This is a genomic window from Paramicrobacterium humi (genome assembly GCF_900105715.1).
In the GTDB taxonomy this organism is placed as follows: domain Bacteria; phylum Actinomycetota; class Actinomycetes; order Actinomycetales; family Microbacteriaceae; genus Paramicrobacterium; species Paramicrobacterium humi.
Genome location: NZ_FNRY01000001.1, coordinates 496,146 through 519,160, shown reverse-complemented (window position 1 = coordinate 519,160; position 23,015 = coordinate 496,146). Strand labels below are relative to the sequence as shown.

The following is a 23,015-nucleotide window of genomic DNA, read 5'->3' as shown; positions in this document are numbered from 1 at the left end:
GCCATTGTGGCATGGAGCCGCACCGCAGGGAATGCGGTTTCCGGGTCGACGGCGTCAGAAGGCCGGCGTCGGAAGCGCCGTGGTCAGCGGCGGTAGCTGCCGCGCCCCATGGCCCAGCCGGCGGCGATCAGCAGGATCCCGCCGACGGCTCCGATTGCGCCGAGGATGGCCAAGAGGATGTGTTCGATCGTCATTGCAGCTCCTTCGTGACTTCTTCCATTGTGTCATCGTGCGGCGCTCGCCGCTGTGGCAGCGCTCTCCGCTGTGTCAGCGCTGCATCGCCATGCTCTGCGTGATGGCGCGGAAGATGTCCTCGCCCGCGTCGACGCCGCTCTCGCGCACGGCGAGCATGGCCGAGCCGACCGCGCCGTCCGATACGTGTGTGATCGCGGGCGCGAACCCGGTCGCGGCGAGCTGCTCCTTGAGGCGCGCCACGGGGTTGCCGGCTTGCGCGAGCACGCTGCCGCCCATCACGAGGGGGCCGGTGATCGCCGGGGTGGCGACGGCGCGAACGGTGTGGGCGAGGTGATCCGCCGCGTCGCTCAGAATGCGCGCGGCCTCCGGGTCGCCCGCGGCCTGGAAGGCGAGCGGAGCGAACCGGGCGAGCTGAACGGGGCGCAGCGCGTACACGGCCGAGATGAGCGCGCCGAGCGCCGCGGGCCGGCCCTGCTCGAGCGGGCCGGTCGCCGCGATGCCGAGGGCGTCGAGAAGCAGGCGAGTGAGCTGCGTCGCCGGTCCGCGGGAGTCCAGCGCGGCGGCGACCGCGAGCACGACCTGATGTCCGATCCAGTACCCGCTGCCCCGATCGCCGAGAAGCCAGCCGAGGCCGTCGGCGGTCGCCTCGATCGCGCCGTCGCGCACACGAATGACGGCCGCGCCCGTGCCGGACACCATGGCGTAGCCGTCGGGTGAAAATGTGCCCGAAAAATACGTCGCAAGAAGATCGGAATGGAACACGAGGCGTCCCGAGAAGCCGCCCTCGACGAGCGGGTCGCGCAGCCAGTCCTGCGGCCCGTGGGTGCTGCTGCCGGCCATCGCGGACACGATGACCCGCACGTCCGAAAGCGCTGCCCCGGCGGGTTGAAGCGCCGCCGAGATCGCGGAGAGAACTTCGGATGCCGCGTGCTCCGGCCCCGATGAGATGGGGTTTCCGCCGCCCGCGCGCCCGTAGCCGACGCACGTTCCGTCCGCTGTCACGAGCGTGGCGCGGGTGGATGTTCCGCCGGCGTCGAGGCCCAGGAGATACATGTTCGTTACCTATTCGTGACAGAGCCGAGTTGACCAATCGCCGCAATAAGAATAGTTTTCATACAAATCTCCCAACGGCGAGACGGATTTTCATGAGGGCAATGGTGTCACAGGCTGCGGCGACCGACAACGGGCGAACCGTTGCGAGCCGGATCCAGGCGAGCCTGCCCGTCATGCCGACCGCGATGTCGAAGATCGCGGACGTGCTCCTCGAGAACCCGGCAGCCCCCATCAACCTCTCGATCACCGAGCTCGCCGAGGAGGCCGGGACGTCGGCAGCGACGGTCACCCGCTTCTGCAAGCTCATCGGCTACTCCGGCTACACCCAGTTCCGCGTCGGCGTGGCCTCCGACATCGGCCGGGGCGACGCCCACGAGTCGTGGCGGGCCGACATCGGCCGCGAGTTCCATCCCGAGGACAAGCCGCGCGAGGTCCTGCGGACCCTGCTCAACGAGCACGTGCGCGGCATCGAGGCGACGGCCGGCATGCTTGACCTCGACGAGCTCGAATCCGTCGCGCGGGCGATCGCGACCTGCCGCCACCTCGACATCTACGGAATCGGCGGCAGCGCCGTCATGGCGGGCGAGCTGCAAGCGAGGCTCTACCGCATCGGCGTCAACGCGCACTGCTGGGGAGAGGTGCACGGCGGGCTCACGAGCGCGGCGCTGCAGAGCAAGAACTCGGTGGCGATCGGCATCTCGAACACGGGCCGCACCGACGAGACGATCCAGATGCTCTCACAAGCGGCGTCGTCGGGCGCCTTCACGGTCGCCGTCACCCACGCGCCCGAGTCCCCTCTCGCCGCTCTCGCGGACGTCACGATCATCACCGCGGCGCCCGACCTGTACCTGCAGCCCGACGACCTGTCGGCCAAGCACTCCCAACTGTTCGTTCTCGACATGCTGTATCTGCTCGTCGCGCAGCAGAACTTCGCCGAGACCGCGACGAAGCTCGCGGCATCCGCCATGGCCGTATCCGGCCACCGTCGCCCGCAGCGTCCCGCACGCCAAGGCCGACGTCCCAGCCTTCGCATCGAGGAGCCAGCCCCATGACCGGAACACCCACCGAATTCCTGCACGAGGCGACGCGACGCCTCGAGCTTCTCGCACGCAACGCCGAAGCCGGTGAGCTCGACCGCGCGATCGACCTCATGGTCGCCGCGATCGCCGGCGGGGGCGTCGTGCAGGCGTTCGGAACGGGCCACTCCGAGGCCTTCGCGATGGAGATCGCCGGACGGGCGGGAGGCCTGATTCCCACGAACCGCATCGCTCTGCGCGACGTCGTGCTGCACGGGAACCGGTCCGTCGACGAACTCGGCGGCTCGTCGCTCGAGCGCGAAGAGGGGATCGTCGACGAGCTCTTCGACGTGTCGCTCATCGGCGAGAAGGACGTCTTCATCATCGCGTCGAACTCGGGCGTCAACGGCTCCATCGTCGGCGTCGCGCTCAAGGCCAAGCAGCTCGGCCACCCGGTCATCGCGGTGACGAGCCTCGAGCACACGGCCGCCGTCGAGCCCAAGCACCCGAGCGGAAAGCGGCTGAGCGAGATCGCCGACGTCGTCATCGACAACCTCGCCCCCTACGGAGATGCCACGCTCACTCTCGCCGGCGGCGTCAGCGCCGGCGCCATCTCGTCGATCACCGCTGCCTTCATTGCGCAGCTGCTCACGATCGGCGTCGCGCAGAAGATTTCCCGTTCGGGGGACGTGCCCCCGATGTACATCTCGGCGAACATTCCAGGAGGTGACGAGCACAACCATGCACTGGAGGATCTGTATCGCGATCGGATCCGACGAAGCGCCTGATGGGCGAGTCGCCACCCGCTGACTCGACGTATCCCCAACCCGAACCACCCCCCTATACGGAAGGTAGACACCACGATGAACATCGAGAATGTCTCGGTCAATCGCAGGAACATCCTGCGCGGAGCGGTCGCAGCAGCGGTGCTGATCCCGTTCAGCACCACCCTCGCCTCGTGCGCGACCGGCGGAGGAGGCGGCGGCGGTGGCGGCGGAGCCACCGGCACGGTCTCCGCTGACAACCCCTTCGGCATCGCCGACAAGTCGACGATCGACGCCGTCATCTTCGATGGCGGCTACGGCGTCGACTATGTCGAGTACGCCGCGAAGATCCTGGAGAAGAACCACGACGGCGTCAGCGCCAAGGTGTCGCCGTCGACACAGATCGCGCAGGAGCTGCAGCCCCGGTTCGTCGGCGGCAACCCGCCTGACCTCGTCGACAACTCCGGCGCCGGATCGATCGGCTTCAACACGATCCTCGACCAGCTCGAGGACCTCACCGACGTCATCGACGCCAAGAACCTCGAGGGCACGAAGATCCGTGACACGCTGTACGGCGGGGTGCTGAAGCCCGGCACGTTCGGCGACAAGTTCGCGGCCATCAACTACGTGCTGACGATCTACGGCGTGTGGTACTCCTCAAGCCTCTTCGAAGAGAAGGGCTGGGACGTGCCGAAGACGTGGGCCGACATGAAGTCGCTCGGCGAGAAGGCGAAGGCCGACGGGAAGTACCTGTTCTGCTGGGGCAAGGAAGCCGCCACGTACTACCAGACGATGGCGATCGACTCCGCCATCAAGCAGGGCGGCGACGAAGTCCGTCTCGCGCTCGAGAACCTGAAGGAAGGCTGCTGGTCGCTGCCGGCCGTGCAGGACGTCTTCAACGCCATGTACGACATCATCAAGGCGGGCTACATCAAGCCGGGCGGCTCGGGAACACAGTTCACGGCCGCGCAGGCGCAGTGGAGCCTCGACGAGTCCGCGATCCTCTACCCCTCCGGGTCGTGGATCGAGAACGAGATGAAGGACCAGACGAAGGAAGGCTTCAAGATGAAGGGCTTCCCGACGCCGACGGTCGACTCGTCGTCCGCCATGCCGGCCGAAGCCATCCACAGCGCCGCTGGTGAGCCGTTCATCGTCCCCAAGGACGGCAAGAACGTCGCAGGCGGCAAGGAGCTGCTGCGCGTCATGCTCTCGAAGGACGCCGCAACCAACTTCTGCAAGGAGAAGCTCGCGCCGACGATCGTCAAGGACCTCGTTCCGGAAGACGGCTTCGGCTCCACGGCGCTCGTGTCGCAGACCGACATGCTGTCCGCGGCGGGAGACAACATCTTCACGCACGGCTTCGTCGACCTCTACGGCACCAACGCCGACCAGCTTGTCATCTGGAACTCGTTCCTCGACGGCAAGATGGACGTCGCCAAGCTCACCAAGTCGCTGCAGGACATCACCGACAAGATCCGCAACGACGACTCGATCAAGAAGATTGAAGTGAAGTAGTGGCTGAAACAGTCATGTCAGTGGTGCCGGACGGGCAGACAAAGCCCGTCCGGCGCCGCCGGCGCAAGCTCACGGTGGACTACGTGAGCTTCATGGCGGTGTTCCTCGGACTTCCCTTGGCGATCTTCGTCATCTTCGTGATCTCGCCGTTCGTCCAGGCGATCTACTACTCGATGACGAACTGGACCGGCTTCACGGCCGAGATGGACTTCACGGGCGCCGAGAACTACATCAGACTCTTCCAGAACGACACGTTCATGCAGGCGATGGGGAACAACATCCTGCTCGCGATCGTCGTGCCTCTGGTCACGCTCTCCCTTGCGCTGCTCTTCGCAACGCTCATCACGGTCGGCGGCGCGAGCCACGGCCAGACCCGCGGGCTCAAAGGATCGAGCTTCTACCGGGTCGTGTCATTCTTCCCCTACGTCATCCCCGCGATCATCATCGGCCTCATGTGGGGCCAGATTCTCGCCCCTGGAGGCCTGTTCAACGGAATCCTCAAGCTTTTCGGGCTCGACATGTTCGACCAGTTCCCCTGGCTCGGCGATGCGCGCACGGCCATGGGCGCTTCGATCTTCGTCATCATCTGGGGCTTCGTCGGCTTCTACATGGTGCTGTTCATCGCGGCGATCAAGGGCATCCCCGCGGAAACGTATGAGGCCGCTCGCCTCGACGGCGCCAGCAGGTTCCGGACTGCGGTATCGATCACCATCCCGTTGATCCGCGACAACATCCAGACGGCGTATATCTACATCGGGATCATGGCGCTCGACGCCTTCGTCTACATGCAGGCGCTCAATCCCGGCGGCGGCCCCGACAACACGACACTCGTGATGCCGCAGTACCTGTTCCGCACCGCGTTCACGCAGGGCAAGTTCGGACTCGCCACAGCCATGGGCGTTGTGCTCGCCGTCATCACGCTGCTGTTCGCCGCGATCGTGTTCATCGTGAACCACTTCGCCGGCGGCAAAGACGACGGAGGTCGACGATGAGCAATGCGACCCTGACACGCAAACACAACAAGGACGACCTCGGGCGCGACCTGCGCAAGCCGAAGCTGTCGACGGGCGACAAGGTCGTCGGCACGTTGTCGCACACGATGCTCGTCATCTGGTCGCTCATCGTCGTGCTGCCGATGCTGTGGACGCTCATGACGTCCTTCAAGTCGACGCGGGAGATCTTCGCCTCGCCGTTCGGCTTGCCCTCGCACTGGGACCTGACGAACTACATCTCGGCCTGGAGCCAGCACGAGATCGGGCGGATGTTCTTCAACACCGTCATCGTGGTGGGCTGTGCGCTCGTCATCGTCATGGTGCTCGGCGCGATGTGCGCGTACGTCCTCGCACGCTTCACGTTCCCGGGCAGCAGGGTGATCTACTACCTCATGCTCGCAGGCCTGACGTTCCCTCCGTTCCTCGCGATCGTTCCCCTGTTCTTCATCCTCCGGAACATGGGGCTGCTCAACAGCCTCCCCGGGCTCATCGTCACGTACGTCGCGTTTGCTCTGCCGTTCACCGTGTTCTTCCTGTTCTCGTTCTTCAAGAACCTGCCGGAGGAGATCCAGGAGGCGGCGTACGTCGACGGGGCGAGTGAGTGGCGGACGTTCTTCCAGGTCATGCTCCCGATGGCGAAGCCGGGGATGGCGTCCGTCGCGATCTTCAACTTCCTCGGACTCTGGAACCAGTTCCTGCTGCCGATCGCGCTGAACACGAACAAGGACAACTACGTGCTGTCCCAGGGCATGGCGGCGTTCGCGTCGTCCGCCGGCTACCAGGTCGACTTCGGCGCCCTGTTCGCCGCCGTGATCATCACGATCGTCCCGGTGCTCATCGTGTACGTGATCTTCCAGCGTCAGCTGCAGGGATCCGTCTCCCAGGGCACCATGAAATAGATCCCGCCCCCACACCGCCTAGCAAAGTTACTCCCTCGGCCGAACCGGCCGAGGGAGTCATCATTTCCGCACCGCGTCAGCTCTTGACCGAGCCGCTCATGAGACCGCCGATGAAGTACTTGCCGAGGATGATGTACACGACGAGCGTCGGCAGCGAGGCGAGCAGCGCACCGGCCATCGCCGCGCCGTAGTTCGCGAGCTGGGCGCCCTGCGCGAGGTTGTTGAGCGAGAGGGAGACGGGCCCGCCCTGCACGTCCGAGAGGAACATCGCGAAGAGGAAGTCGTTCCACGCGCTCGTGAACTGCCAGATGATCGTCACGACGAACCCCGGCAGCGACAGCGGAAGGATTATCGACCAGTAGCTGCGCAGCATCCCGGCCCCGTCAACCCTCGAGGCCTCCATGAGCTCGACGGGCACGCCCTCGTAGTAGTTGCGGAAGATGAGCGTGCAGATCGGCAGCCCGTAGATGATGTGCACGATGAGCAGCGTCACGATGTTGCTCGGCATCCCGAGCGCCGTCTTCATCTCGACGAGCGGCGTCATGATCGCCTGGTACGGAATGAACATGCCGAACAGGATGAGCGTGAACACGAGGCTCGCGTGCGGGAACCGCCAGCGGGACAGCACGAAGCCGTTCATCGAGCCGAGCATCGCCGAGATGAGGGCCGCCGGAATCGCGAGCAGGAAGGTACGACCGATGGATGCCGCGAGGGCATCCCACGCGACCGCCCAGTTGTCGAACCCGGTGGGTCCGCCGTTCACGCTCTCCCACGGCCAGCGAAGCGGCAGCCCCCACGACGACTCGGGGTTCACGTCGGCGGGCGGCTTGAGGCTCGTGACGATGAGCACGTACACCGGCATGAGCACGACGATCACGAACAGCAGGAGCAGCACGTACTTGACCGTGCGGGTGAGCACGACCTTGCCGGTACGGCCCGCCGGCGTGGCGCTCGAGCCCGTTGACCGCTCGAGCTCCGTCGAGACGGCCGGAGTCACTGTCTCGGTCATCGCGACTTCCTCTCTTCGCGCGAGGTGTGGATGAGGTACGGCACGATGAACAGCGACGCGATGATCAGCAGCACCGTCGCGATAGCCGCGGCCTTCGCGTAGTCGTTCGAGGTGAGCGCGACCCACATGTAGGTCGCCGGGACCTCGGTCTGGTAGATCGCCTTCGTGACCGCCATGATCAGGTCGAAGACCTTGAGCGACATGTGGCTGACGATGATGAGCGCCGACAGGGCGACGGGGCTCAGCTGCGGGAAGATGACGTGGCGGTACAGCTTCCACTCGCTCGCGCCGTCCATGCGCGCGGCCTCACGGAGTTCGTCGGGGATGCCGCGGAAGCCGGCGAGGAACAGGGCCATGATGTAGCCGGAGAGCTGCCAGATCGCGGGCATCGCCATCGCGGCCATGCCCCAGATCGGCTCGTTCCACCACGAGTTCTGCAGAAAGCCGAGGCCGATGGTCTCGAGCATGCGGTTGAGGCCCGAGGCGCGATCGCCCTCGGCGCTGTTGAGCAGCCAGCGCCAGACGACACCGGATGCCACGAACGAGACGGCCATGGGGAAGAGGTACACCGAGCGGAACACGCCCTCGGCCTTGACTCCCTTGTCGAGCAGCCAGGCCCAGATGAACCCGAACACCATCGTTCCGGCGATGAACACGACGGTGAACACGGCCAGGTTCAGCAGCGAGTGCAGGAAGCGGCTCTCGGTGAGCAGCTGAATGTAGTTCTGGATGCCGACGAACGAGCCCTCCGCGGCGAGGGAGTGCCGGTCGGTCATCGACACCTGGATGTTCGCGGCGATCAGTCCGTAGACGAAGATCGCGACGAGGATCAGGCTGGGGGACAGCAGCAGGACCGGCGGTCCCCAGTTGCGAATGCCTTTGCGCACGAGTCGCGCCTCCTCACGTGCGGGGCCCGCGGCGCTGCGCCGCGGGCCCCGCGTCGGGGTTTCCTACGACAGCGCCTTGTCGGCGGCTGCGACGAGCGCCGTGATCAGCGCGTCCTGGTCGCGGTCGGAGCCGAACTTGCCCACCGCCGAGGAGATGTCGCCCGACCATGCGATCGAGGCGGCCGCGCCGTGGGCGAGGGAGCTGACGATCGTGTCGTTCGCGAACGAGTCGATGGCGGTCTTCTGGTAGTCGCCGTAGTCGGCGGGGTCGGCGTCGGTGCGCGCCGGGATCGAGCCCTTCGCGACGTTGAACGCCTTCTGGCCCTCTTCCGAGCTGATGGTGGTCAGCCAGTCCTTCGCGGCCTTCTCGTGGGGCGCGCCCTTCGGCAGCGTGAACGAGTCGGCGAGGAAGTCGAAGATGCCGTCGGTGCCCGGGGTCGGCCACGTCGTGTACTCGGTTCCCCACGTCTGGCCCGCTTGCGTGAACGCGGCCTCGGCCCAGTCGCCCATGACGTTGTAGCCGGCGTTGCCGTCGATGAGGATCTGCGTGGCGGCATCCCAGTCGAGACCCGTGTAGTCGCTGTTCACGAAGTCGAGCAGCTGGTCGTACTGGCCGACGGCCTTCTTGACCTCCGGGCTGTCCCACTTCGTCGAGCCGTCCCAGAGGCCGCCGTAGCCGTCGGCGCCGAGGTCGGCGATGAGCACGTTCTCGAGCAGCTGCATCTGCGTCCACTCCGTGCCGAGCGCGAGCGGCGAGTCGACGCCCGAGTCCTTGAGCTTCTGCAGGTCGGCGATCCACGCGTCGATGTCGGCGGGCGCCTTCGTCGGGTCGATGCCGGCGCCCTTGAGCACTTCGGTGTTCACCCACGTGACGTTCGCGCGGTGGATGTTGCTCGGCACCGAGTAGATCTTGCCGTCGACGGTGAGCCGCTCGATCAAGCTGTCGGGGAACACATCGGTGAGGCCGAGGTCGTCGTACAGGCTGCTGAGATCCTGCAGCTGGTCTGCCGCGATGTAGTCGGAGAGCTCGGCTCCCGCGTGCGCCTGGAACGTGTCGGGCGGGTTGCTCGCCTCGAGGCGGGACGCGAGCGCTGCCTTCGCGTTCGAGCCGGCCCCGCCGGCGACGGCCGCGTTGATGAATTCGATGTCGGGGTACTGCTCGTTGAAGACCTTGACGAGGGCGTCGAGGCCGACCTTCTCCGAGCCGGAGGCCCACCACGTGAAGACTTCGACCTGGTTGGGGTCCTTCGGGTCCGAGCCGTTGGACCCTCCTCCTGACGAGCACCCCGTGAGGGCGAGGCCGACGGCGAGCGCGCCGGCGAGAACGGACATACTCTTGCGCATTGTGCTTCCTCCATTGGAACGGTGCGGATGCCGAACGAATCGGTTGTGCCATTCAACGATGGAAACGTTACCAAACGCAAGGGAAGGGCGCCGGTGCTTATCGAATCGTGATCAAGAGGAGTGGGCGAGCGAGAGGCCGGGAGGCGCCTCGGCGGAGCCGCGCATGCGCAGGCGCGCGGGCAGCAGGGTCGTGCGCGCCGGGCCGTCGAAGCCGTCGAGGCGCTCGAACAGCTGCTCGGTCGCGATGCGGCCCATCGCGCGCGGATCCTGCGCGATGACGGAGAGCCCCGGCGACAGCTCGCCGGCGAGTTCGAGGTCGTCGAAGCCGAGCATGGCCGGCCGTGCGCCTCCAGGGAGCTCGGCGAGGGCACGCAGGACGCTGATGCTCGTCCGGTTGTTGGCGGTGAACACCGCCGTGGGCGGGTCGTTCCCCTCGAGCATCCGGATGAGCGCGGGGCCGTGGCTGCCCTCGTCCGGGACGGCGGAGTGCACGAGCGCCGGGTCGAAGGCGATTCCCGCTGATTCGAGTGCGTCCCGGTAGCCCGCGACGCGTTCGACCGTCGTGTAGAGGTGCGCGCGGTCGGTGAGGCAGGCGATGCGCCGGTGCCCGTGCGCGATCACGTGCGCGACGCCCGCCCGGCAACTCGTGCGATTGTCGGTGACGACGGCGTCGGCGATGTTCCCCGGCGCGGGCCGGTCGACGAACACCATCGGGATGCCCGCGTCGATCTCCGCTTTGAGATAGCCCAGATCGCCGCCCTCCGCGGGCGTGACGACGAGTCCCTCGAGTCGGCGGGCGCACAACGACAGCACGACCTGCCTGGCCCGGTCGAGGTCGCGGCGGAACGAGCCGACGAACAGCATCGACTCACGATCGCGAGCGACGTCTTCGACGGCCTCGGTCAGCTGGGAGAAGAACGGGTCGGTGACGTCTTCGATGACGAGGCCGATCGTCGCCGTCGCTCCCATTCGCAACTGCCGGGCCGACTCGTTGCGCCGGTAGCCGAGCTCGGCGATCGCGCGCAGAACGGCGGCCGTCTTCGCCTCGCTCACGTGCGGATCGCCGTTGACGACGCGGGACACCGTCGACAGTCCGACGCCCGCGTGCGCGGCGACGTGCTTCATTGTCGGCTGCTGGCCGTGCGACGGCGCAGCCTCGTCGTCGAGTGGCATCGGTGCTCCCTGCGATCGGTTCAAGGGAACGTTACCAAGACCGGCCGCGGCGCGGCACTAGCGTCGCGCGGCGTAGTTCGCGCGGATGTGCTCCCGGAAGTCGGCGACCGGCTCTGCCGCGATGGAGATCGACCACGCGGGGCGTTCCCCCGTGAGGGCCCACGCGGCCTGAACGGCCGCGCCGTCGGCCACGTATTCGCCCGGCGTCGGGATGACGACGGGGACGTCGAAGACCTGCGCGGCGATCGCCTGGACCGCCGGATTCTGCGCCGCCCCGCCCGTCAGCAGCAGCCGCGTCGCCTCGACGCCCTGGCCGCGCACGGCTTCGAGGCCGTCCGCGAGGCCGCACAGCAGGCCCTCGATCGCGGCGCGCGCGAGATTCGGCCGCGTCGTCGAGCCGAGAGTCATGCCGAACAGCGTCGCTGTCGCGTCGGGGAGGTTCGGGGTTCGCTCGCCCTCGAAATAGGGCTGGAGAACGAGGCCCTGCGCGCCCGGCTCGCCCTGCAGCGCGAGCTCGCCGAGCTCTGCGTGGTCCACCCCGAGCAGGCGGGCGATGGCGTCGAGGATGCGCGCAGCGTTGAGGGTGGCGATGAGCGGAAGGTAGGCGCCGTCCGCGGAGGCGAAGCCGGCTACGGTTCCGCTGGCGTCGCGCGAGGGTGTGTCGGTGACGGCGAAGACGGTCCCCGAGGTGCCGATCGAGACGACGACGTCTCCCGAGCTTGCGCCGACGCCGAGTGCGGCTCCCGCGTTGTCGCCGGCGCCCGGCCCGACTACGAGGCCGTCGGGCGTCGTGCCCGCCGACTCTCCGGGTCCGAGGACCCGAGGCAGCACCGCCGCGTGCCCGAGCGCGCGCTCGAACAGCTCGAGATCGTAGGCGTTCGTCTCCGCCGACCAGTACGCCGTTCCCGAGGCATCCGATCGGTCGGTCGTGAGCTCGTCGAGCACGGGGCCGAGCGGGGACTCTTCTCGGGGGCCGAAGCCGCGCAGCCGCCAGGTCAGCCAGTCGTGGGGGAGGGCGACAGCGGCGACGCGGGCGGCGTTCTCGGGCTCCGCGTCGCGCAGCCAGCGCAGCTTCGTCGCCGTGAACGACGCGACGGGCACGACGCCGACCCGGCGCGCATACTCGTCGGCGCCGACCTCGCTGATGAGATCGCGTGCCGCCTGCGCGCTGCGCGTGTCGTTCCAGAGCAGCGCGTCGCGGATGACGCGGCCGTCCTCGTCGAGGACGACCATGCCGTGCTGCTGCCCGGCCACGGAGATCGCCGCGACGTCGTCGAGTCCGCCCGCGTCGGCGATCGCCGCCTGCAGCGCGTCCCACCACGTGGCGGGAGCCACTTCGGTGCCCTCGGGGTGCGAGGCGCGGCCTCGCCGCACGAGGGCACCCGTCTCGGCATCCCGAATCACGATCTTGCAGCTCTGCGTCGACGAATCGACACCGGCGACGAGCGTCATGTCTGTCCTTCTCGGATTAGGTTGCCGCATATGGTCGTCGGCGGCGGGCGCAAACGACCATATGCGGCAAGCGAAGAGTGCCGGTGAGCCTAGCCGCGAGCGCCGAGCAGGTGCTCGAGCATGAGCTGCTGCAGGCGCACGAAGCCGAAGCCCTTGCCGTTGAAGTACGCGTTCGCGTCGAAGTCCTCGAACGACGAGCGGTCGGCGAGCAGCTGGTCGTAGTTCTCACCCTCACCGAGCGTCGGGGTCGACAGCTCGTCCACGCGCGCGGACTTCAGCGCCTCCTGCACTTCGGGGTCGGCGCGGAACGCCGCAGCGCGCTCCTTGAGCAGCAGGTAGGTGCGCATGTTCGCGGCGGCTGAGTCCCACACGCCCGACTCATCCTCGGTGCGGCTCGGCTTGTAGTCGAAGTGGCGCGGGCCGTCGTAGGCCGGTCCGCCGTTCGGGCCGCCGTTCTCCAGCAGGTCGACGAGCGAGAACGCGTTCTGCAGGTCGCCGTGGCCGAACACGAGGTCCTGGTCGTACTTGATGCCGCGCTGGCCGTTGAGGTCGATGTGGAACAGCTTGCCCTGGTACAGCGCCTGCGCGATGCCCGCCGTGAAGTTCAGACCGGCCATCTGCTCGTGACCGACCTCGGGGTTGATGCCGACGAGCTCGGGGCGCTCGAGCGTCTCGATGAAGGCGAGGGCGTGGCCGAGCGTCGGCAGCAGGATGTCGCCGCGAGGCTCGTTCGGCTTCGGCTCGATCGCGAAGCGGATGTCGTAGCCCTTGTCGGTCACGTACTGGCCGAGCAGGTTGACGGCCTCGCGGTAGCGCTCGAGCGCGGCCTGCACGTCCTTCGCCGCGTCGTACTCCGCGCCCTCGCGGCCGCCCCACATGACGAATGTCTTCGCGCCGAGCTCGGCGGCGAGGTCGATGTTGCGCAGCACCTTGCGCAGGGCGAAGCGGCGCACGGCGCGGTCGTTTGAGGTGAAGCCGCCGTCCTTGAACACGGGGGCGGAGAACAGGTTCGTCGTCACCATGGGAACGACGAGGCCGGTGTCGGCGAGCGCTTGCTTGAGGCGGTCGATCTGGTTCTGGCGCTCGGCGTCGGTCGAGCCGAACGCGAACAGGTCGTCGTCGTGGAAGGTGAGGCCGTAGGCGCCGAGCTCGCTCAGCTTCTCGACGGCGTGCACGACGTCGAGCGGCGCGCGCGTCGGGCCGCCGAAGGGGTCGGTGCCGTTGTAGCCGATGGTCCAGAGGCCGAACGAGAACTTGTCGTCGCGGGTGGGGGTGAGGCTCATGTGAAACTCCGTTGGTCAGCGAATCGCGATTTGTCGATCTGAACAACATATTAGATCACGGATGCCGCAAGCGGAAGACCCGCGCGCGCTCCGTCGCTAGGGCAGCAGCTTGCGCAGGGTCCGCAGGTTCCGCGTCGTCGTCGTGGCCTTGTAGCGCTTCTTCGCGAGCTCCTTCGCGAACGCCGTCGAGGTCGACGAGCCCGCGGGGGCCTCCCAGTAGAGCACGCCGCTCCCCGGCGCGACGCGCTCGTCCGCGTCGCCGAGTGACTCGGCGAACCGGGCGGCCTCGGCGAGCACGGAGCTGTCCGAGCCGAACACGACGTACGGGTGGTGGCCGTCGCGCTCGCCGAAGGGGTAGCCGGCGATGATCGCATCGAGATCCGACTGGGGGAGCAGCACGATCCAGGCCTCGTAGCCGAACGTCTCCGAGAGCGCGCGCTCGATCTCGGTCTTGAGCGTCGCCGCCGCCCCCGCCGCCGAGAACACGACGTTGCCGCTCGCGAGCACCGTGCGCACGTCCGCATAGCCGAGGTCGCGGAACATCGCCGCGAGCGGCGCCGAGCGCACGGTGATCCCGCCGACGTTGACGCCGCGCAGCAGCGCTACCCACCGCGTGGAACCGCTCGAACCAGCATCCGCCATGAGCGCTCCGCCTCCCTGTGAGAGCATGTGGGCATGACGCTACCAGCCGATCAGCCCTTGCGCCGGCCGCTGTCGGCGCTGCTGCGCGTCGCTGTCGCCGCCTGCATCGTCGCGGTCGCCGCGGCGCTGTTCGTGCTCTTCGTTCGCTCCGGCGGAGGCGACGCCTTCGGCTGGGGCATCTTCCTCGCTCTCGCTCTCGGCGAGTTCGCCTGGATTGCCGCGAGCGCGCTCGCCCTCGTTCTCGCCGGCGTCGCCGCAATCCGCGGCGCCGACGGCCGGCGGACCCGAGCCGTCGTCACGGCGGCCGTGGCCCTCGCCCTCGCCGCCTGCTACGTCGTGTACTGCCTCAGCGGGCTCTCCCTGCTCGCGGGCTGACAGCCGCTCGGAAGGGCGGCCGCCCGGCTTGACGGTGGCTTTGTCGAGCCCCGCAACATATCGTTCTGCGCGCCCGGAGGCGAGCACGTTGCGCCTCCGCCGGCGCGATGGCGAAGAGCTTCAGGTGAGCCTTCCGCACGTTCGCTTTGTTGTCGGCGTAGACAAAGCGCGATAAACGGGCTATGTTTTCTCCGTCAACAAATGCCGCGGAGGTTCCGGCGGTACAAGGGCGTAACGCACCACGATTTCCTGCGGAGACGACTGTGCCCTTCCTGCCGGCCTCGAATCGCGCGTGACCGCATTCAGAGAGGAAAGCACATGTCCATCACCAAGAAGCTCCTCGCCCTCGCGGGCGCCGGGGCTCTCGCAGCATCGCTCGCTGCCTGCTCCGGAGGAGCCGCCGGCGGCGACTCGGCCGACGGAGCCGTCGACTGCAACGTGGGCATCTCGATGCCGACGCGCTCGCTCGAGCGCTGGATCAACGACGGCGAGCAGCTGCAGAAGCTGCTCAAGGACGACGGCTGCACCGTCGACCTGCAGTACGCAGACAACAAGACCGACCAGCAGATCAGCCAGATCCAGAACCAGATCGCCGGCGGAGCGAAGATCCTCGTCGTCGCCTCGATCGACGGCAAGGTCCTCGCGCCGGTTCTCGAAGAGGCCAAGAAGCAGGATGCCGTCGTCATCGCCTACGACCGGCTCATCAACGGCACCGAGAACGTCGACTACTACGCGACCTTCGACAACTACAAGGTCGGCCAGCTGCAGGGCCAGTACATCGTCGACACGCTCGACCTCGACAACGCCGACGGCCCGTTCAACCTCGAGCCGTTCGCCGGCAGCCCCGATGACAACAACGCGAAGTTCTTCTTCTCGGGCGCGTGGGACGTGCTGAAGCCCTACATCGACAGCGGAAAGATCGTCGTGCCGAGCGGCAAGGCGCCGGCATCCGACGATGACTGGGCCTCGATCGGCATCCAAGGCTGGGCGTCCGACAAGGCTCAGGCCGAGATGGACAACCGCCTCTCGTCGTTCTACACGGGCGACAAGAAGGTCGACATCGTGCTTTCCCCGAACGACAGCCTCGCGATCGGCATCGAGGCCTCCCTCAAGTCGGCCGGCTACAAGCCCGGTGACGACTACCCGGTGATCACGGGGCAGGATGCCGACAAGGCCAACGTCAAGGCGATCCTCGACGGTGAGCAGTCGATGACCGTGTGGAAGGACACCCGCACGCTCGGCAAGCAGGTCTTCACGATGATCCAGCAGATCGTGAAGGGCGACGAGGTCGAGGTCAACGACACCAAGACCTACGACAACGGCAAGAAGGTCGTGCCCTCGTACCTGCTCGACCCGCAGGTCGTGACGAAGGACCAGGTGCAGGAGAAGCTCATCGACTCCGGCTTCGTCAAGGCCTCTGACGTCGGACTGTAGCAGCCTGCGGCCGGCGCCCCTCGCGGCGCCGGCCGCTCGCCATCTCCCACCCGACAGCAAAGGAAACTCATGGAGTCATCCAGCATCCTGACGATGACCGACATCACCATGACGTTCGGTCACGTGAAAGCACTCGATGGCGTCTCGATCGCCGTGCGCCGCGGCGAGGTGCACGGCATCTGCGGCGAGAACGGCGCCGGAAAGTCCACCCTCATGAAGGTGCTCAGCGGCGTCTACCCTGTGGGCAGCTTCGCCGGCAGCATCCGATTCGACGGGAAGGATGCCGCGTACCGCTCGATCAACGACAGCGAACGCGACGGCATCGTCATCATCCACCAGGAGCTCGCTCTGAGCCCCTACCTCTCGATCGCCGAGAACATCTTCCTCGGCAACGAGCGGCACAGCCGCGGCGTCATCGACTGGAACGCGACGAACGCCAAGGCCGCCGAGCTGCTCGACCGCGTGGGTCTGCGCGAGAACCCGTCGACGCCCGTGCTCGAGCTCGGCGTGGGCAAGCAGCAGCTCGTCGAGATCGCGAAGGCGCTGTCGAAGAACGTCAAGCTGCTCATCCTCGACGAGCCGACGGCGGCGCTCAACGACGAGGACTCCGCCCACCTGCTCGGCCTCATCGAGCAGCTGCGCGATCAGGGCATCACGTGCATCATCATCTCCCACAAGCTCAAGGAGATTAAGCGCATCGCCGACAGCGTGACGATCATCCGCGACGGCAAGACGATCGAGAGCTTCTCGATGTCAGAGCCGGACGCGACAGAGGGCCGCATCATCCGCTCGATGGTGGGTCGCGACCTCAACAACCTGTTCCCGCCGCGCGATCCCGACATCGGCGAGGAAGTGCTGCGCGTCGAGGACTGGACGGTCTACCACCCCGTCGACACGGGCCGGAAGGTCGTGGACAACGCCTCGTTCACGGTGCGCGCGGGCGAGATCGTCGGCTTCGCGGGGCTCATGGGCGCCGGCCGCACCGAACTCGCCATGAGCGTGTTCGGTCGCTCGTACGGCACGAAGATCTCCGGCCGCATCTTCAAGCGCGGACAGGAGATCCAGGTGCGCACGGTCGGCGACGCCATCCGGCACGGCCTCGCGTATGCGACGGAGGACCGCAAGCGCTTCGGGCTCAACCTCATCAACGACATCGCCGAGAACATCTCCTCCGCGGCGCTCGGGAAGCTCGCTCGCGCGGGCGTCGTCGACCGCAACCGCGAGCACAAGGTCGCCGACTCGTACCGCGAGAAGATGAACATCAAGGCGCCGTCGGTCTCCGCGATCGCCGGGAAGCTCTCGGGCGGGAACCAGCAGAAGGTCGTGCTCTCGAAGTGGATCTTCACGGGACCCGACGTGCTCATCCTCGACGAGCCCACCCGCGGCATCGACGTGGGCGCGAAGTACGAGATCTACGGCATCATCAATGAGCTCGCGGCCCAGGGCAAGGCCGTGATCGTCATCTCCTCGGAGCTGCCCGAACTCCTCGGGCTCTCCGACCGAATCTACGCAATATCCGAAGGACGGCTGACGGGCGAGGTCGCCCGCGCCGACGCGACGCAAGAAGTGCTCATGGAGTACATGACGGCGGGAAAGGACTGAGTCGTGAGCACCTCGACCACCACAGAACCGACAACACCTGTACAGGAGAAGAAGCCGCGCAAGCTGCCGGGCTTCTCCGTGAACCTGCGCCAGTACGGCATCCTCGCCGCGCTCGCGATCATCATCGTGCTGTTCCAGGTCCTCACGGACGGGCGGCTGCTCTACCCGGGCAACATCAACAACCTCATCCAGCAGAACGCGTACGTGCTGATCCTCGCGATCGGTATGGTCATCGTCATCATCGGCGGCCACATCGACCTCTCGGTCGGCTCGATCGTCGCGATGGTCGGCGCGATAGCGGCGATCGCCATGAACCAATGGGGGCTCCCGTGGTGGGCGGCCGTCGTCGTCGCGCTGCTGGTCGGAGCGCTCGTCGGCGCCTGGCAGGGCTTCTGGGTCGCCTTCGTCGGCATCCCGGCGTTCATCGTCACCCTCGCAGGCATGCTGCTGTTCCGCGGGCTCACGCTCGTGCTGCTCACGGGCGGCACGATCAGCGGACTGCCCGAGGGCTTCGTCGCGATCGGCGCGGGCTGGTTCCCCGGCTGGCTCGGTGAACTCGGCGGACGCGACGTGCTCACCCTCGTCTTCGGCGTCGTCGCCGTCGTCCTCCTCGTGCTGCAGCAGACCCGCGCCCGTGCGGCGCAGCGCAAGCTCGAGCTCGTGCGCGAGCCGCTCGCGTCGTTCTGGATCAAGCTCGGCATCGCCGGGGTCGCGATCCTCGCGCTCGCGTGGCTGCTGAGCGACTACTCGGGAACGCCGTACATCCTCGTCATCCTCGCGGCGCTCATCCTCGCCTACACGTTCGTGCTGCGCAACACGATCTTCGGCCGGCACGTGTACGCGATCGGCGGCAACCGCTTCGCCGCCGTCATGAGCGGTGTGAAGACGAAGTGGATCGACTTCCTCATCCTCACGAACATGGGCCTGCTCGCCGGTCTCGCAGGCGTCGTCTCGACGGCGCGCGCGGGTGGAGCGGTCGCCTCGGCCGGAATGAACTATGAGCTCGACGCGATCGCCGCTGTGTTCATCGGCGGCGCGGCCGTGCAGGGCGGCGTCGGAACCGTCGTCGGCGCCGTCATCGGTGCGCTCGTCATGGGCGTGCTCAACATGGGGCTCTCGATCCTCTCGGTGGATGCCGCCTGGCAGATGGCCATCAAGGGACTCGTGCTGCTGCTCGCCGTCGCGTTCGACATCTTCAACAAGCGCCGCGGAGGAGCACAGTAGTCCCACTACGCTCAGAAGACGACAATGACGACCGAAGGGGGAGCAGCTCGATGAGCCGTCGTGCGGACACCACCGACTCCCGCGCTGCTCCCTCGTCGTCGTCCCGCCCCGGCACCCGAACGAGCAACGATCAGCTTCGGCGGTTCAACCTGTCGATGCTCATGGGCATCCTGCACCACAACGGCGGCTGCTCCCGCGCGGAGCTCACCCGGCAGACCGGCCTCAACCGGTCGACGATCGCGGTGCTCGTCTCCGAGCTCGTCGAAGCGGGGCTCGCCTACGAGGGGGAGCCCGAGACGGTCGTCGGCCAGATCGGCCGGCCGAGCCTGCGCGTGCACCCCGAGCCTCGGCTCGCGGCGATAACTGTCAACCCCGAGCGAAACAGCATCGCGATCGGTCTCGTGGGCCTTGGCGGCGAGATCATCCGCAACGTGCGCTTCGACACCGCGAAGGTGCCGACGCCCGCCGAGACCGTTCGCGTGACCCAGTCCATCGTCGGCGGCATGCAGGCCGAGATCGAGTCGGACTACGACGTCGTCGGAATCGGCGTCGCCGTCCCGGGTCTCGTGAACGCCGACAACGCGCGCATCGTGAACGCGCCGCAGCTGTCGTGGCGCGAAGTCGACCTCGCGACCCCGATGGCCGACGCGTTCAAGCTGCCCGTGTACGTGGCGAACGATGCAAGCGTCGGCGCGATCGCCGAGAACCTCTTCGGCGCTGCCCGCGGAGTCCGCGACCTCGTGTTCGTCAACGGCAGCAGCTCGGGCATCGGCGGCGGCGTCATCATCGACGGCGCCCCGCTGCGCGGAACGAAGGGCTTCGCGGGTGAGCTCGGCCACATCATGGTCAACACGAACGGCCGCCGCTGCCACTGCGGGCGGGTCGGCTGTCTCGAGACGGAGGTCAACCTCGCGGCGATCCTCGAACGGCTCGGGCTGAGCCGCGCCGACGAGCATGAGCTCGACATCGAGCTCGGCGTCACGCGCGACCACGCGGTGCTCGACGAGGTGCGTCGGCAGCTCGGCTTCCTCTCCATCGCGCTGACCAACCTCGTGAACATCTTCGATCCTGAGATGGTCGTGCTCGGCGGCTACCTTGGCGCGCTGCTCACGGTCTCCGACGAACGGCTCGGCGGAGCGCTGAGCCTTCGCTCGATGTCAGGCCACTCCCGCAACGTCCAGCTGCGCCGAGCGCGGCTGCGCTCCCGCCGCGTGATGGTCGGCGCCGCGGAGCTCGCCTTCGCCCCGCTCCTCGCGGACCCGATGGCGTTCCGCCGGGTGTGAGTGACCGATACGCGGTGTTCAACGTTTGTTGAACGCGCGTATGATGTCTGGCATGGCTTCATCGATCGGATTCCGTCCGACGCCGGACGATGAGCGCATCCTGCGCGAGGCCGGGCAGCCCGGCGAGAGCACCTCGGACACGTTGCGCCGAGCGCTACGGCTGCTGGATCACGAACGCTGGTTGGTTCAGTTCCGCGCCGACGCCGAACGGCTCAAGGGTGAAGACGTCAACGCGGAGCCGGAGGCGTGGTGATCCGCGGCGCCGTCTACCGAGTTGATCTTGGTCGTCCGCGGAGTCACGAACAGGGCGGCAAGCGGCTGGGTCTCGTCCTCTCACCCTCGGACTCGCCGCTGTCAGTCGTCACCGTGGTTCCCACGTCGACGTCGGCCGGTCCGTCGCTCCATCGTCCCGAATGCGACGTCGCGGGTCGGCTGACGCGCATGCTGGTCGACCAGATCAGCTCGATCGACGTGGATTACGTTGTCGGTGACCCCGTCGACTACCTCACTCGAGATCAGCTGGGCGAGATCGAGCTTGCGGTTGCCCACTATCTCGGAGTTCAGAATACGAGCCCAACCCGGCCTTCCTAGGTCAGGCCCTGACCGCTATGCGACGGGAGCCGCCGCGCTCCGGCGCATCTGCGCAGTGATCTCCCGCTTGCGCCACACGATCTCGAACGCCGGATCGAAGCGGCGCGAGCACACGCCGCACGAGACCCGCCGGGTCGGCCGGCGGTAGCGGAAGAGCCGGTGCCCGTTGGGGCAGTTGCCGACCCACGGCGCGAGCTCGTCGGCGATCTCGCCGTTGTGCAGTCGCGAGCCGACGTAGCCGATCTCCTGCGCCGTGCGCTTCCACGCCGCCCCGTGCCCCGCGCGCGCGCCTGCCATGGCGTGGGCGACCTCGTGCAGCAGGATCTGGTGGATCTCGTCGTCCTCGTAGCGGGCCGCGAGGTACCGCGAGACGGTGATGCGCTTGAGCGTGTAATTGCACAGTCCCGCTCGCTTCTTGGCATTGTCGAAGCCGAACGACCACGACTCGTCGAGGTGCAGGGAGATGAGCGCCTGCGCCCACACCCTTACCTTCGCGAGATCTGCCATGAGATCACGCTAGGGCACGGGTCCGACATTCGCCCAGAATCATTTCTGACCGAGGAACGACTCCGTCACCGTGATCGCGACGAGAGACGACTCGATCTGCTCCTCGGACGCGCCCATGTCGCGGCGGATGCGCACGGCGGCCTGGAAGTCGGCGAGCGCGCGCTTGAGGTCCTTCTGGTCGAAGTAGACGCGACCGCGGTGCTGCAGCGCGAACGCCTCGTACAGCTGCCATTCGTGCGTGTGGGCCTCCTCGACGAGCGAATTGAGCTCGTGCAGGGCCTGGTCGAACTCCTTGCGGTACTGCATCACTTGCGCGCGCAGCATCCGGGGCCGCATGAGGTCCCTGCGGTTGCCCGTGAACCGGGCCAGGCGCACGGCCGCGTTCGCCATGTCGAGCGCGTCGTCGAGCTGGCCCGCGACCTTGAGCAGCCACGTCTTCTCGCACAGGGCCTCGAGGCTGCGCATGTCCCCGAGGTCGTCGAGGCGCTCGCCCACGGCCTTCAAGTCGACTTTCTCCCGAAGTGTGGCTGCGTCATAGCCGAGGATGATGCTCAGGGTGCTCTCCTATGGTGCGGCGGATGCCTCGCGCATCCGCTTTCGAGGCTAACCCTCGACCATCGGGATCAGCTGTACCTTGATCAGCCTGTCGTCATCCGGACCGGGATTTCCCCGCCCGTCCGTGTTGTTCGTGAGCACGTACAGGCTGCCGTCGGGTGCGGGCGCCACGTCGCGGAGCCGGCCGAACTCGTGCGTGAAGTATTCGGATGCCGTCACGGCGCCCTCGAGCCCGTGCGAGCCTTCGGGAACGTGCACGCCGTCGAGCATGACCCACAGCCGCTGCCCGCCGAGCCCCGCCATGAAGAGCGTGTCGTCGATGACGGTGAGTCCGCTCGGGCTCGCGTCCGAGGTGCCCCACTGGTACACGGGATCGATGAAGCGGTCGTCGTTCGCGATGCCCTCCACCGTCGGCCAGCCGTAGTTGCCGCCCGGAGTAATGAGGTTGAGCTCGTCCCACGTGTTCTGACCGAATTCGCTCGCCCACATGCGCCCGTCGCTCGTCCATGCGAGCCCCTGCGGGTTGCGGTGGCCCATGGAGTACACGGGCGAGTCTTCGAAGGGATTGTCGTCGGGGATGCCGCCGTCGGGGGCGAGCCGCAGGATCTTCCCCGCGAGCGATCCCTCGTCCTGGGCGACATCGCCGCCGGTCGCGTCGCCCGTCGTCGCGTACAGCATCCCGTCGGGGCCGAACGCGAGGCGCCCTCCGTTGTGGATCTGCGCCTTCGGGATGCCGGTGAGGATGTTCTCGCGCTCGCCGAGGCTCAGGGACTCCGGCATCCCGTCCAGCGCGTACCGCACGATGCGGTTGTCGCTCTCGCTCGTGAAGTACGCGTACAGCCACGACGCGTCGTCGTTCTCGAGCAGGGCGAGACCGAGCAGCCCGCCCTCGCCGCCGTGGGAGACGCCCGCGACGGTGCCGATCATGCGCACGTCGCCGGCGGCATCCATCACCCCGATCTGCCCGGAGTCGCGGAACGACAGGATCGCGCCGCCACCGAGCGGCACGATCGACCACGGCGCCTGCAGGTGCGTCGCGATCGTCTCGGTGTCGCCGCTCGGCATCACGGGCTGGCTCCCGGCGGGCGCGGGCGTCGTGGGCGGGGGAGTGCGCGTCGGCTGCGCCGTGCCGGGTGCGCAGGCGGCGAGCATGAGGGCGACGGATGCCGCGAGCGCGACGGCCGGCAGCATCCGGTTTCCTCGTCCTCGCGTGCGCACGG

General features: G+C 67.4%; 23 protein-coding genes. 12 read left to right on the top strand and 11 right to left on the bottom strand.

The window, feature by feature from the left end; translation table 11 throughout:
- Positions 1 to 267 precede the first annotated feature (267 nt).
- Positions 268 to 1,248: an N-acetylglucosamine kinase gene (locus BLV49_RS02535; RefSeq protein ID WP_091179508.1), complete on the bottom strand. Its 981-nt coding sequence runs from the start codon at positions 1,246 to 1,248 to the stop codon at positions 268 to 270.
- Between the two features lie 101 nt (positions 1,249 to 1,349).
- Between BLV49_RS02535 and BLV49_RS02530 the strand changes: the two genes are divergently transcribed.
- The 5 genes from BLV49_RS02530 to BLV49_RS02510 all read left to right on the top strand — a co-directional run bounded on the left by BLV49_RS02530 (position 1,350) and on the right by BLV49_RS02510 (position 6,434).
- The gene (locus tag BLV49_RS02530) at positions 1,350 to 2,300 is read left to right on the top strand and encodes a MurR/RpiR family transcriptional regulator (protein ID WP_091179504.1); all 951 of its coding nucleotides are present in this window, start codon (positions 1,350 to 1,352) and stop codon (positions 2,298 to 2,300) included.
- On the top strand, positions 2,297 to 3,052 hold the full coding sequence (locus BLV49_RS02525) for a sugar isomerase domain-containing protein (protein WP_091179502.1): 756 nt from the start codon (positions 2,297 to 2,299) through the stop codon (positions 3,050 to 3,052). The genes BLV49_RS02530 and BLV49_RS02525 overlap by 4 nt, the downstream gene beginning before the upstream one ends.
- A gap of 75 nt (positions 3,053 to 3,127) precedes the next feature.
- A complete protein-coding gene (gene ngcE / locus BLV49_RS02520; protein ID WP_091179500.1) occupies positions 3,128 to 4,543 on the top strand; it encodes an N-acetylglucosamine/diacetylchitobiose ABC transporter substrate-binding protein in 1,416 nt (471 codons plus the stop codon).
- A gap of 14 nt (positions 4,544 to 4,557) precedes the next feature.
- The gene (locus BLV49_RS02515) at positions 4,558 to 5,535 is read left to right on the top strand and encodes a carbohydrate ABC transporter permease (RefSeq protein WP_091179498.1); all 978 of its coding nucleotides are present in this window, start codon (positions 4,558 to 4,560) and stop codon (positions 5,533 to 5,535) included.
- Positions 5,532 to 6,434, top strand: coding sequence for a carbohydrate ABC transporter permease (locus BLV49_RS02510; protein WP_091179496.1), 903 nt, complete (start codon positions 5,532 to 5,534; stop codon positions 6,432 to 6,434). The genes BLV49_RS02515 and BLV49_RS02510 overlap by 4 nt, the downstream gene beginning before the upstream one ends.
- A 76-nt stretch (positions 6,435 to 6,510) precedes the next feature.
- Here BLV49_RS02510 and BLV49_RS02505 read toward each other — a convergent pair whose 3' ends face one another.
- The 7 genes from BLV49_RS02505 to BLV49_RS02475 all read right to left on the bottom strand — a co-directional run bounded on the left by BLV49_RS02505 (position 6,511) and on the right by BLV49_RS02475 (position 14,251).
- A complete protein-coding gene (locus tag BLV49_RS02505) occupies positions 6,511 to 7,443 on the bottom strand; it encodes a carbohydrate ABC transporter permease (RefSeq protein ID WP_091179493.1) in 933 nt (310 codons plus the stop codon).
- Positions 7,440 to 8,330: a carbohydrate ABC transporter permease gene (locus BLV49_RS02500; RefSeq protein WP_091179491.1), complete on the bottom strand. Its 891-nt coding sequence runs from the start codon at positions 8,328 to 8,330 to the stop codon at positions 7,440 to 7,442. Before BLV49_RS02500 ends, BLV49_RS02505 begins: the two co-directional genes overlap by 4 nt.
- A gap of 63 nt (positions 8,331 to 8,393) precedes the next feature.
- Positions 8,394 to 9,674 (bottom strand): ABC transporter substrate-binding protein, encoded by a 1,281-nt coding sequence (locus BLV49_RS02495; RefSeq protein WP_091179489.1) that lies wholly within the window; start codon positions 9,672 to 9,674, stop codon positions 8,394 to 8,396.
- 111 nt (positions 9,675 to 9,785) lie between these two features.
- On the bottom strand, positions 9,786 to 10,847 hold the full coding sequence (locus BLV49_RS02490; RefSeq protein WP_091179487.1) for a LacI family DNA-binding transcriptional regulator: 1,062 nt from the start codon (positions 10,845 to 10,847) through the stop codon (positions 9,786 to 9,788).
- A 57-nt stretch (positions 10,848 to 10,904) separates the two neighbouring features.
- Positions 10,905 to 12,299 carry a xylulokinase gene (gene xylB, locus BLV49_RS02485; protein ID WP_091179485.1) on the bottom strand — a complete coding sequence of 465 codons (1,395 nt, stop codon included), beginning with the start codon at positions 12,297 to 12,299 and terminating at the stop codon, positions 10,905 to 10,907.
- 89 nt (positions 12,300 to 12,388) lie between these two features.
- Positions 12,389 to 13,582 (bottom strand): xylose isomerase, encoded by a 1,194-nt coding sequence (gene xylA, locus BLV49_RS02480; RefSeq protein ID WP_091179482.1) that lies wholly within the window; start codon positions 13,580 to 13,582, stop codon positions 12,389 to 12,391.
- A 96-nt stretch (positions 13,583 to 13,678) separates the two neighbouring features.
- Positions 13,679 to 14,251, bottom strand: coding sequence for a DUF1697 domain-containing protein (locus BLV49_RS02475; protein WP_245723508.1), 573 nt, complete (start codon positions 14,249 to 14,251; stop codon positions 13,679 to 13,681).
- A 6-nt stretch (positions 14,252 to 14,257) separates the two neighbouring features.
- On the opposite strand from BLV49_RS02475, the gene BLV49_RS02470 reads away from it, so the two are divergent.
- The 7 genes from BLV49_RS02470 (at position 14,258) to BLV49_RS02440 (ending at position 20,733) form a co-directional block, all read left to right on the top strand.
- Positions 14,258 to 14,599, top strand: coding sequence for a hypothetical protein (locus BLV49_RS02470; RefSeq protein ID WP_143033935.1), 342 nt, complete (start codon positions 14,258 to 14,260; stop codon positions 14,597 to 14,599).
- A gap of 318 nt (positions 14,600 to 14,917) precedes the next feature.
- A complete protein-coding gene (gene chvE / locus BLV49_RS02465; protein ID WP_091179474.1) occupies positions 14,918 to 16,033 on the top strand; it encodes a multiple monosaccharide ABC transporter substrate-binding protein in 1,116 nt (371 codons plus the stop codon).
- Between the two features lie 69 nt (positions 16,034 to 16,102).
- Positions 16,103 to 17,635, top strand: a complete 1,533-nt coding sequence (mmsA, locus tag BLV49_RS02460) for a multiple monosaccharide ABC transporter ATP-binding protein (RefSeq protein WP_091179472.1) — start codon at positions 16,103 to 16,105, stop codon at positions 17,633 to 17,635.
- A 63-nt stretch (positions 17,636 to 17,698) separates the two neighbouring features.
- Positions 17,699 to 18,859 (top strand): multiple monosaccharide ABC transporter permease, encoded by a 1,161-nt coding sequence (mmsB, locus tag BLV49_RS02455; protein WP_434061466.1) that lies wholly within the window; start codon positions 17,699 to 17,701, stop codon positions 18,857 to 18,859.
- 50 nt (positions 18,860 to 18,909) lie between these two features.
- Positions 18,910 to 20,142, top strand: coding sequence for an ROK family transcriptional regulator (locus BLV49_RS02450; protein ID WP_091179467.1), 1,233 nt, complete (start codon positions 18,910 to 18,912; stop codon positions 20,140 to 20,142).
- Between the two features lie 52 nt (positions 20,143 to 20,194).
- A complete protein-coding gene (locus BLV49_RS02445) occupies positions 20,195 to 20,395 on the top strand; it encodes a hypothetical protein (RefSeq protein ID WP_091179464.1) in 201 nt (66 codons plus the stop codon).
- Entirely contained in the window at positions 20,389 to 20,733 is a 345-nt protein-coding gene (locus BLV49_RS02440) for a type II toxin-antitoxin system PemK/MazF family toxin (protein ID WP_218132586.1), read from the top strand. Before BLV49_RS02445 ends, BLV49_RS02440 begins: the two co-directional genes overlap by 7 nt.
- 15 nt (positions 20,734 to 20,748) lie before the next feature.
- Here the strand turns inward: BLV49_RS02440 and BLV49_RS02435 are convergent, their stop codons facing one another.
- The 3 genes from BLV49_RS02435 to BLV49_RS02425 all read right to left on the bottom strand — a co-directional run bounded on the left by BLV49_RS02435 (position 20,749) and on the right by BLV49_RS02425 (position 23,013).
- Entirely contained in the window at positions 20,749 to 21,240 is a 492-nt protein-coding gene (locus BLV49_RS02435; protein ID WP_091179461.1) for a SprT-like domain-containing protein, read from the bottom strand.
- A 39-nt stretch (positions 21,241 to 21,279) separates the two neighbouring features.
- Positions 21,280 to 21,735 (bottom strand): tetratricopeptide repeat protein, encoded by a 456-nt coding sequence (locus tag BLV49_RS02430; protein ID WP_245723686.1) that lies wholly within the window; start codon positions 21,733 to 21,735, stop codon positions 21,280 to 21,282.
- A 108-nt stretch (positions 21,736 to 21,843) separates the two neighbouring features.
- The gene (locus BLV49_RS02425; RefSeq protein ID WP_245723507.1) at positions 21,844 to 23,013 is read right to left on the bottom strand and encodes a PQQ-dependent sugar dehydrogenase; all 1,170 of its coding nucleotides are present in this window, start codon (positions 23,011 to 23,013) and stop codon (positions 21,844 to 21,846) included.
- Between the last annotated feature and the right edge of the window lie 2 nt (positions 23,014 to 23,015).

Coding starts and splice junctions, on each gene's coding strand:
- BLV49_RS02535 (WP_091179508.1), bottom strand. CDS start 1,248: ATGTATCTCCTGGGCCTCGACGCCGGCGGAACATCCACCCGCGCCACG.
- BLV49_RS02530 (WP_091179504.1), top strand. CDS start 1,350: ATGGTGTCACAGGCTGCGGCGACCGACAACGGGCGAACCGTTGCGAGC.
- BLV49_RS02525 (WP_091179502.1), top strand. CDS start 2,297: ATGACCGGAACACCCACCGAATTCCTGCACGAGGCGACGCGACGCCTC.
- ngcE (WP_091179500.1), top strand. CDS start 3,128: ATGAACATCGAGAATGTCTCGGTCAATCGCAGGAACATCCTGCGCGGA.
- BLV49_RS02515 (WP_091179498.1), top strand. CDS start 4,558: ATGTCAGTGGTGCCGGACGGGCAGACAAAGCCCGTCCGGCGCCGCCGG.
- BLV49_RS02510 (WP_091179496.1), top strand. CDS start 5,532: ATGAGCAATGCGACCCTGACACGCAAACACAACAAGGACGACCTCGGG.
- BLV49_RS02505 (WP_091179493.1), bottom strand. CDS start 7,443: ATGACCGAGACAGTGACTCCGGCCGTCTCGACGGAGCTCGAGCGGTCA.
- BLV49_RS02495 (WP_091179489.1), bottom strand. CDS start 9,674: ATGCGCAAGAGTATGTCCGTTCTCGCCGGCGCGCTCGCCGTCGGCCTC.
- BLV49_RS02490 (WP_091179487.1), bottom strand. CDS start 10,847: ATGCCACTCGACGACGAGGCTGCGCCGTCGCACGGCCAGCAGCCGACA.
- xylB (WP_091179485.1), bottom strand. CDS start 12,299: ATGACGCTCGTCGCCGGTGTCGATTCGTCGACGCAGAGCTGCAAGATC.
- xylA (WP_091179482.1), bottom strand. CDS start 13,582: ATGAGCCTCACCCCCACCCGCGACGACAAGTTCTCGTTCGGCCTCTGG.
- BLV49_RS02475 (WP_245723508.1), bottom strand. CDS start 14,251: ATGCTCTCACAGGGAGGCGGAGCGCTCATGGCGGATGCTGGTTCGAGC.
- BLV49_RS02470 (WP_143033935.1), top strand. CDS start 14,258: ATGACGCTACCAGCCGATCAGCCCTTGCGCCGGCCGCTGTCGGCGCTG.
- chvE (WP_091179474.1), top strand. CDS start 14,918: ATGTCCATCACCAAGAAGCTCCTCGCCCTCGCGGGCGCCGGGGCTCTC.
- mmsA (WP_091179472.1), top strand. CDS start 16,103: ATGGAGTCATCCAGCATCCTGACGATGACCGACATCACCATGACGTTC.
- BLV49_RS02450 (WP_091179467.1), top strand. CDS start 18,910: ATGAGCCGTCGTGCGGACACCACCGACTCCCGCGCTGCTCCCTCGTCG.
- BLV49_RS02445 (WP_091179464.1), top strand. CDS start 20,195: ATGGCTTCATCGATCGGATTCCGTCCGACGCCGGACGATGAGCGCATC.
- BLV49_RS02435 (WP_091179461.1), bottom strand. CDS start 21,240: ATGGCAGATCTCGCGAAGGTAAGGGTGTGGGCGCAGGCGCTCATCTCC.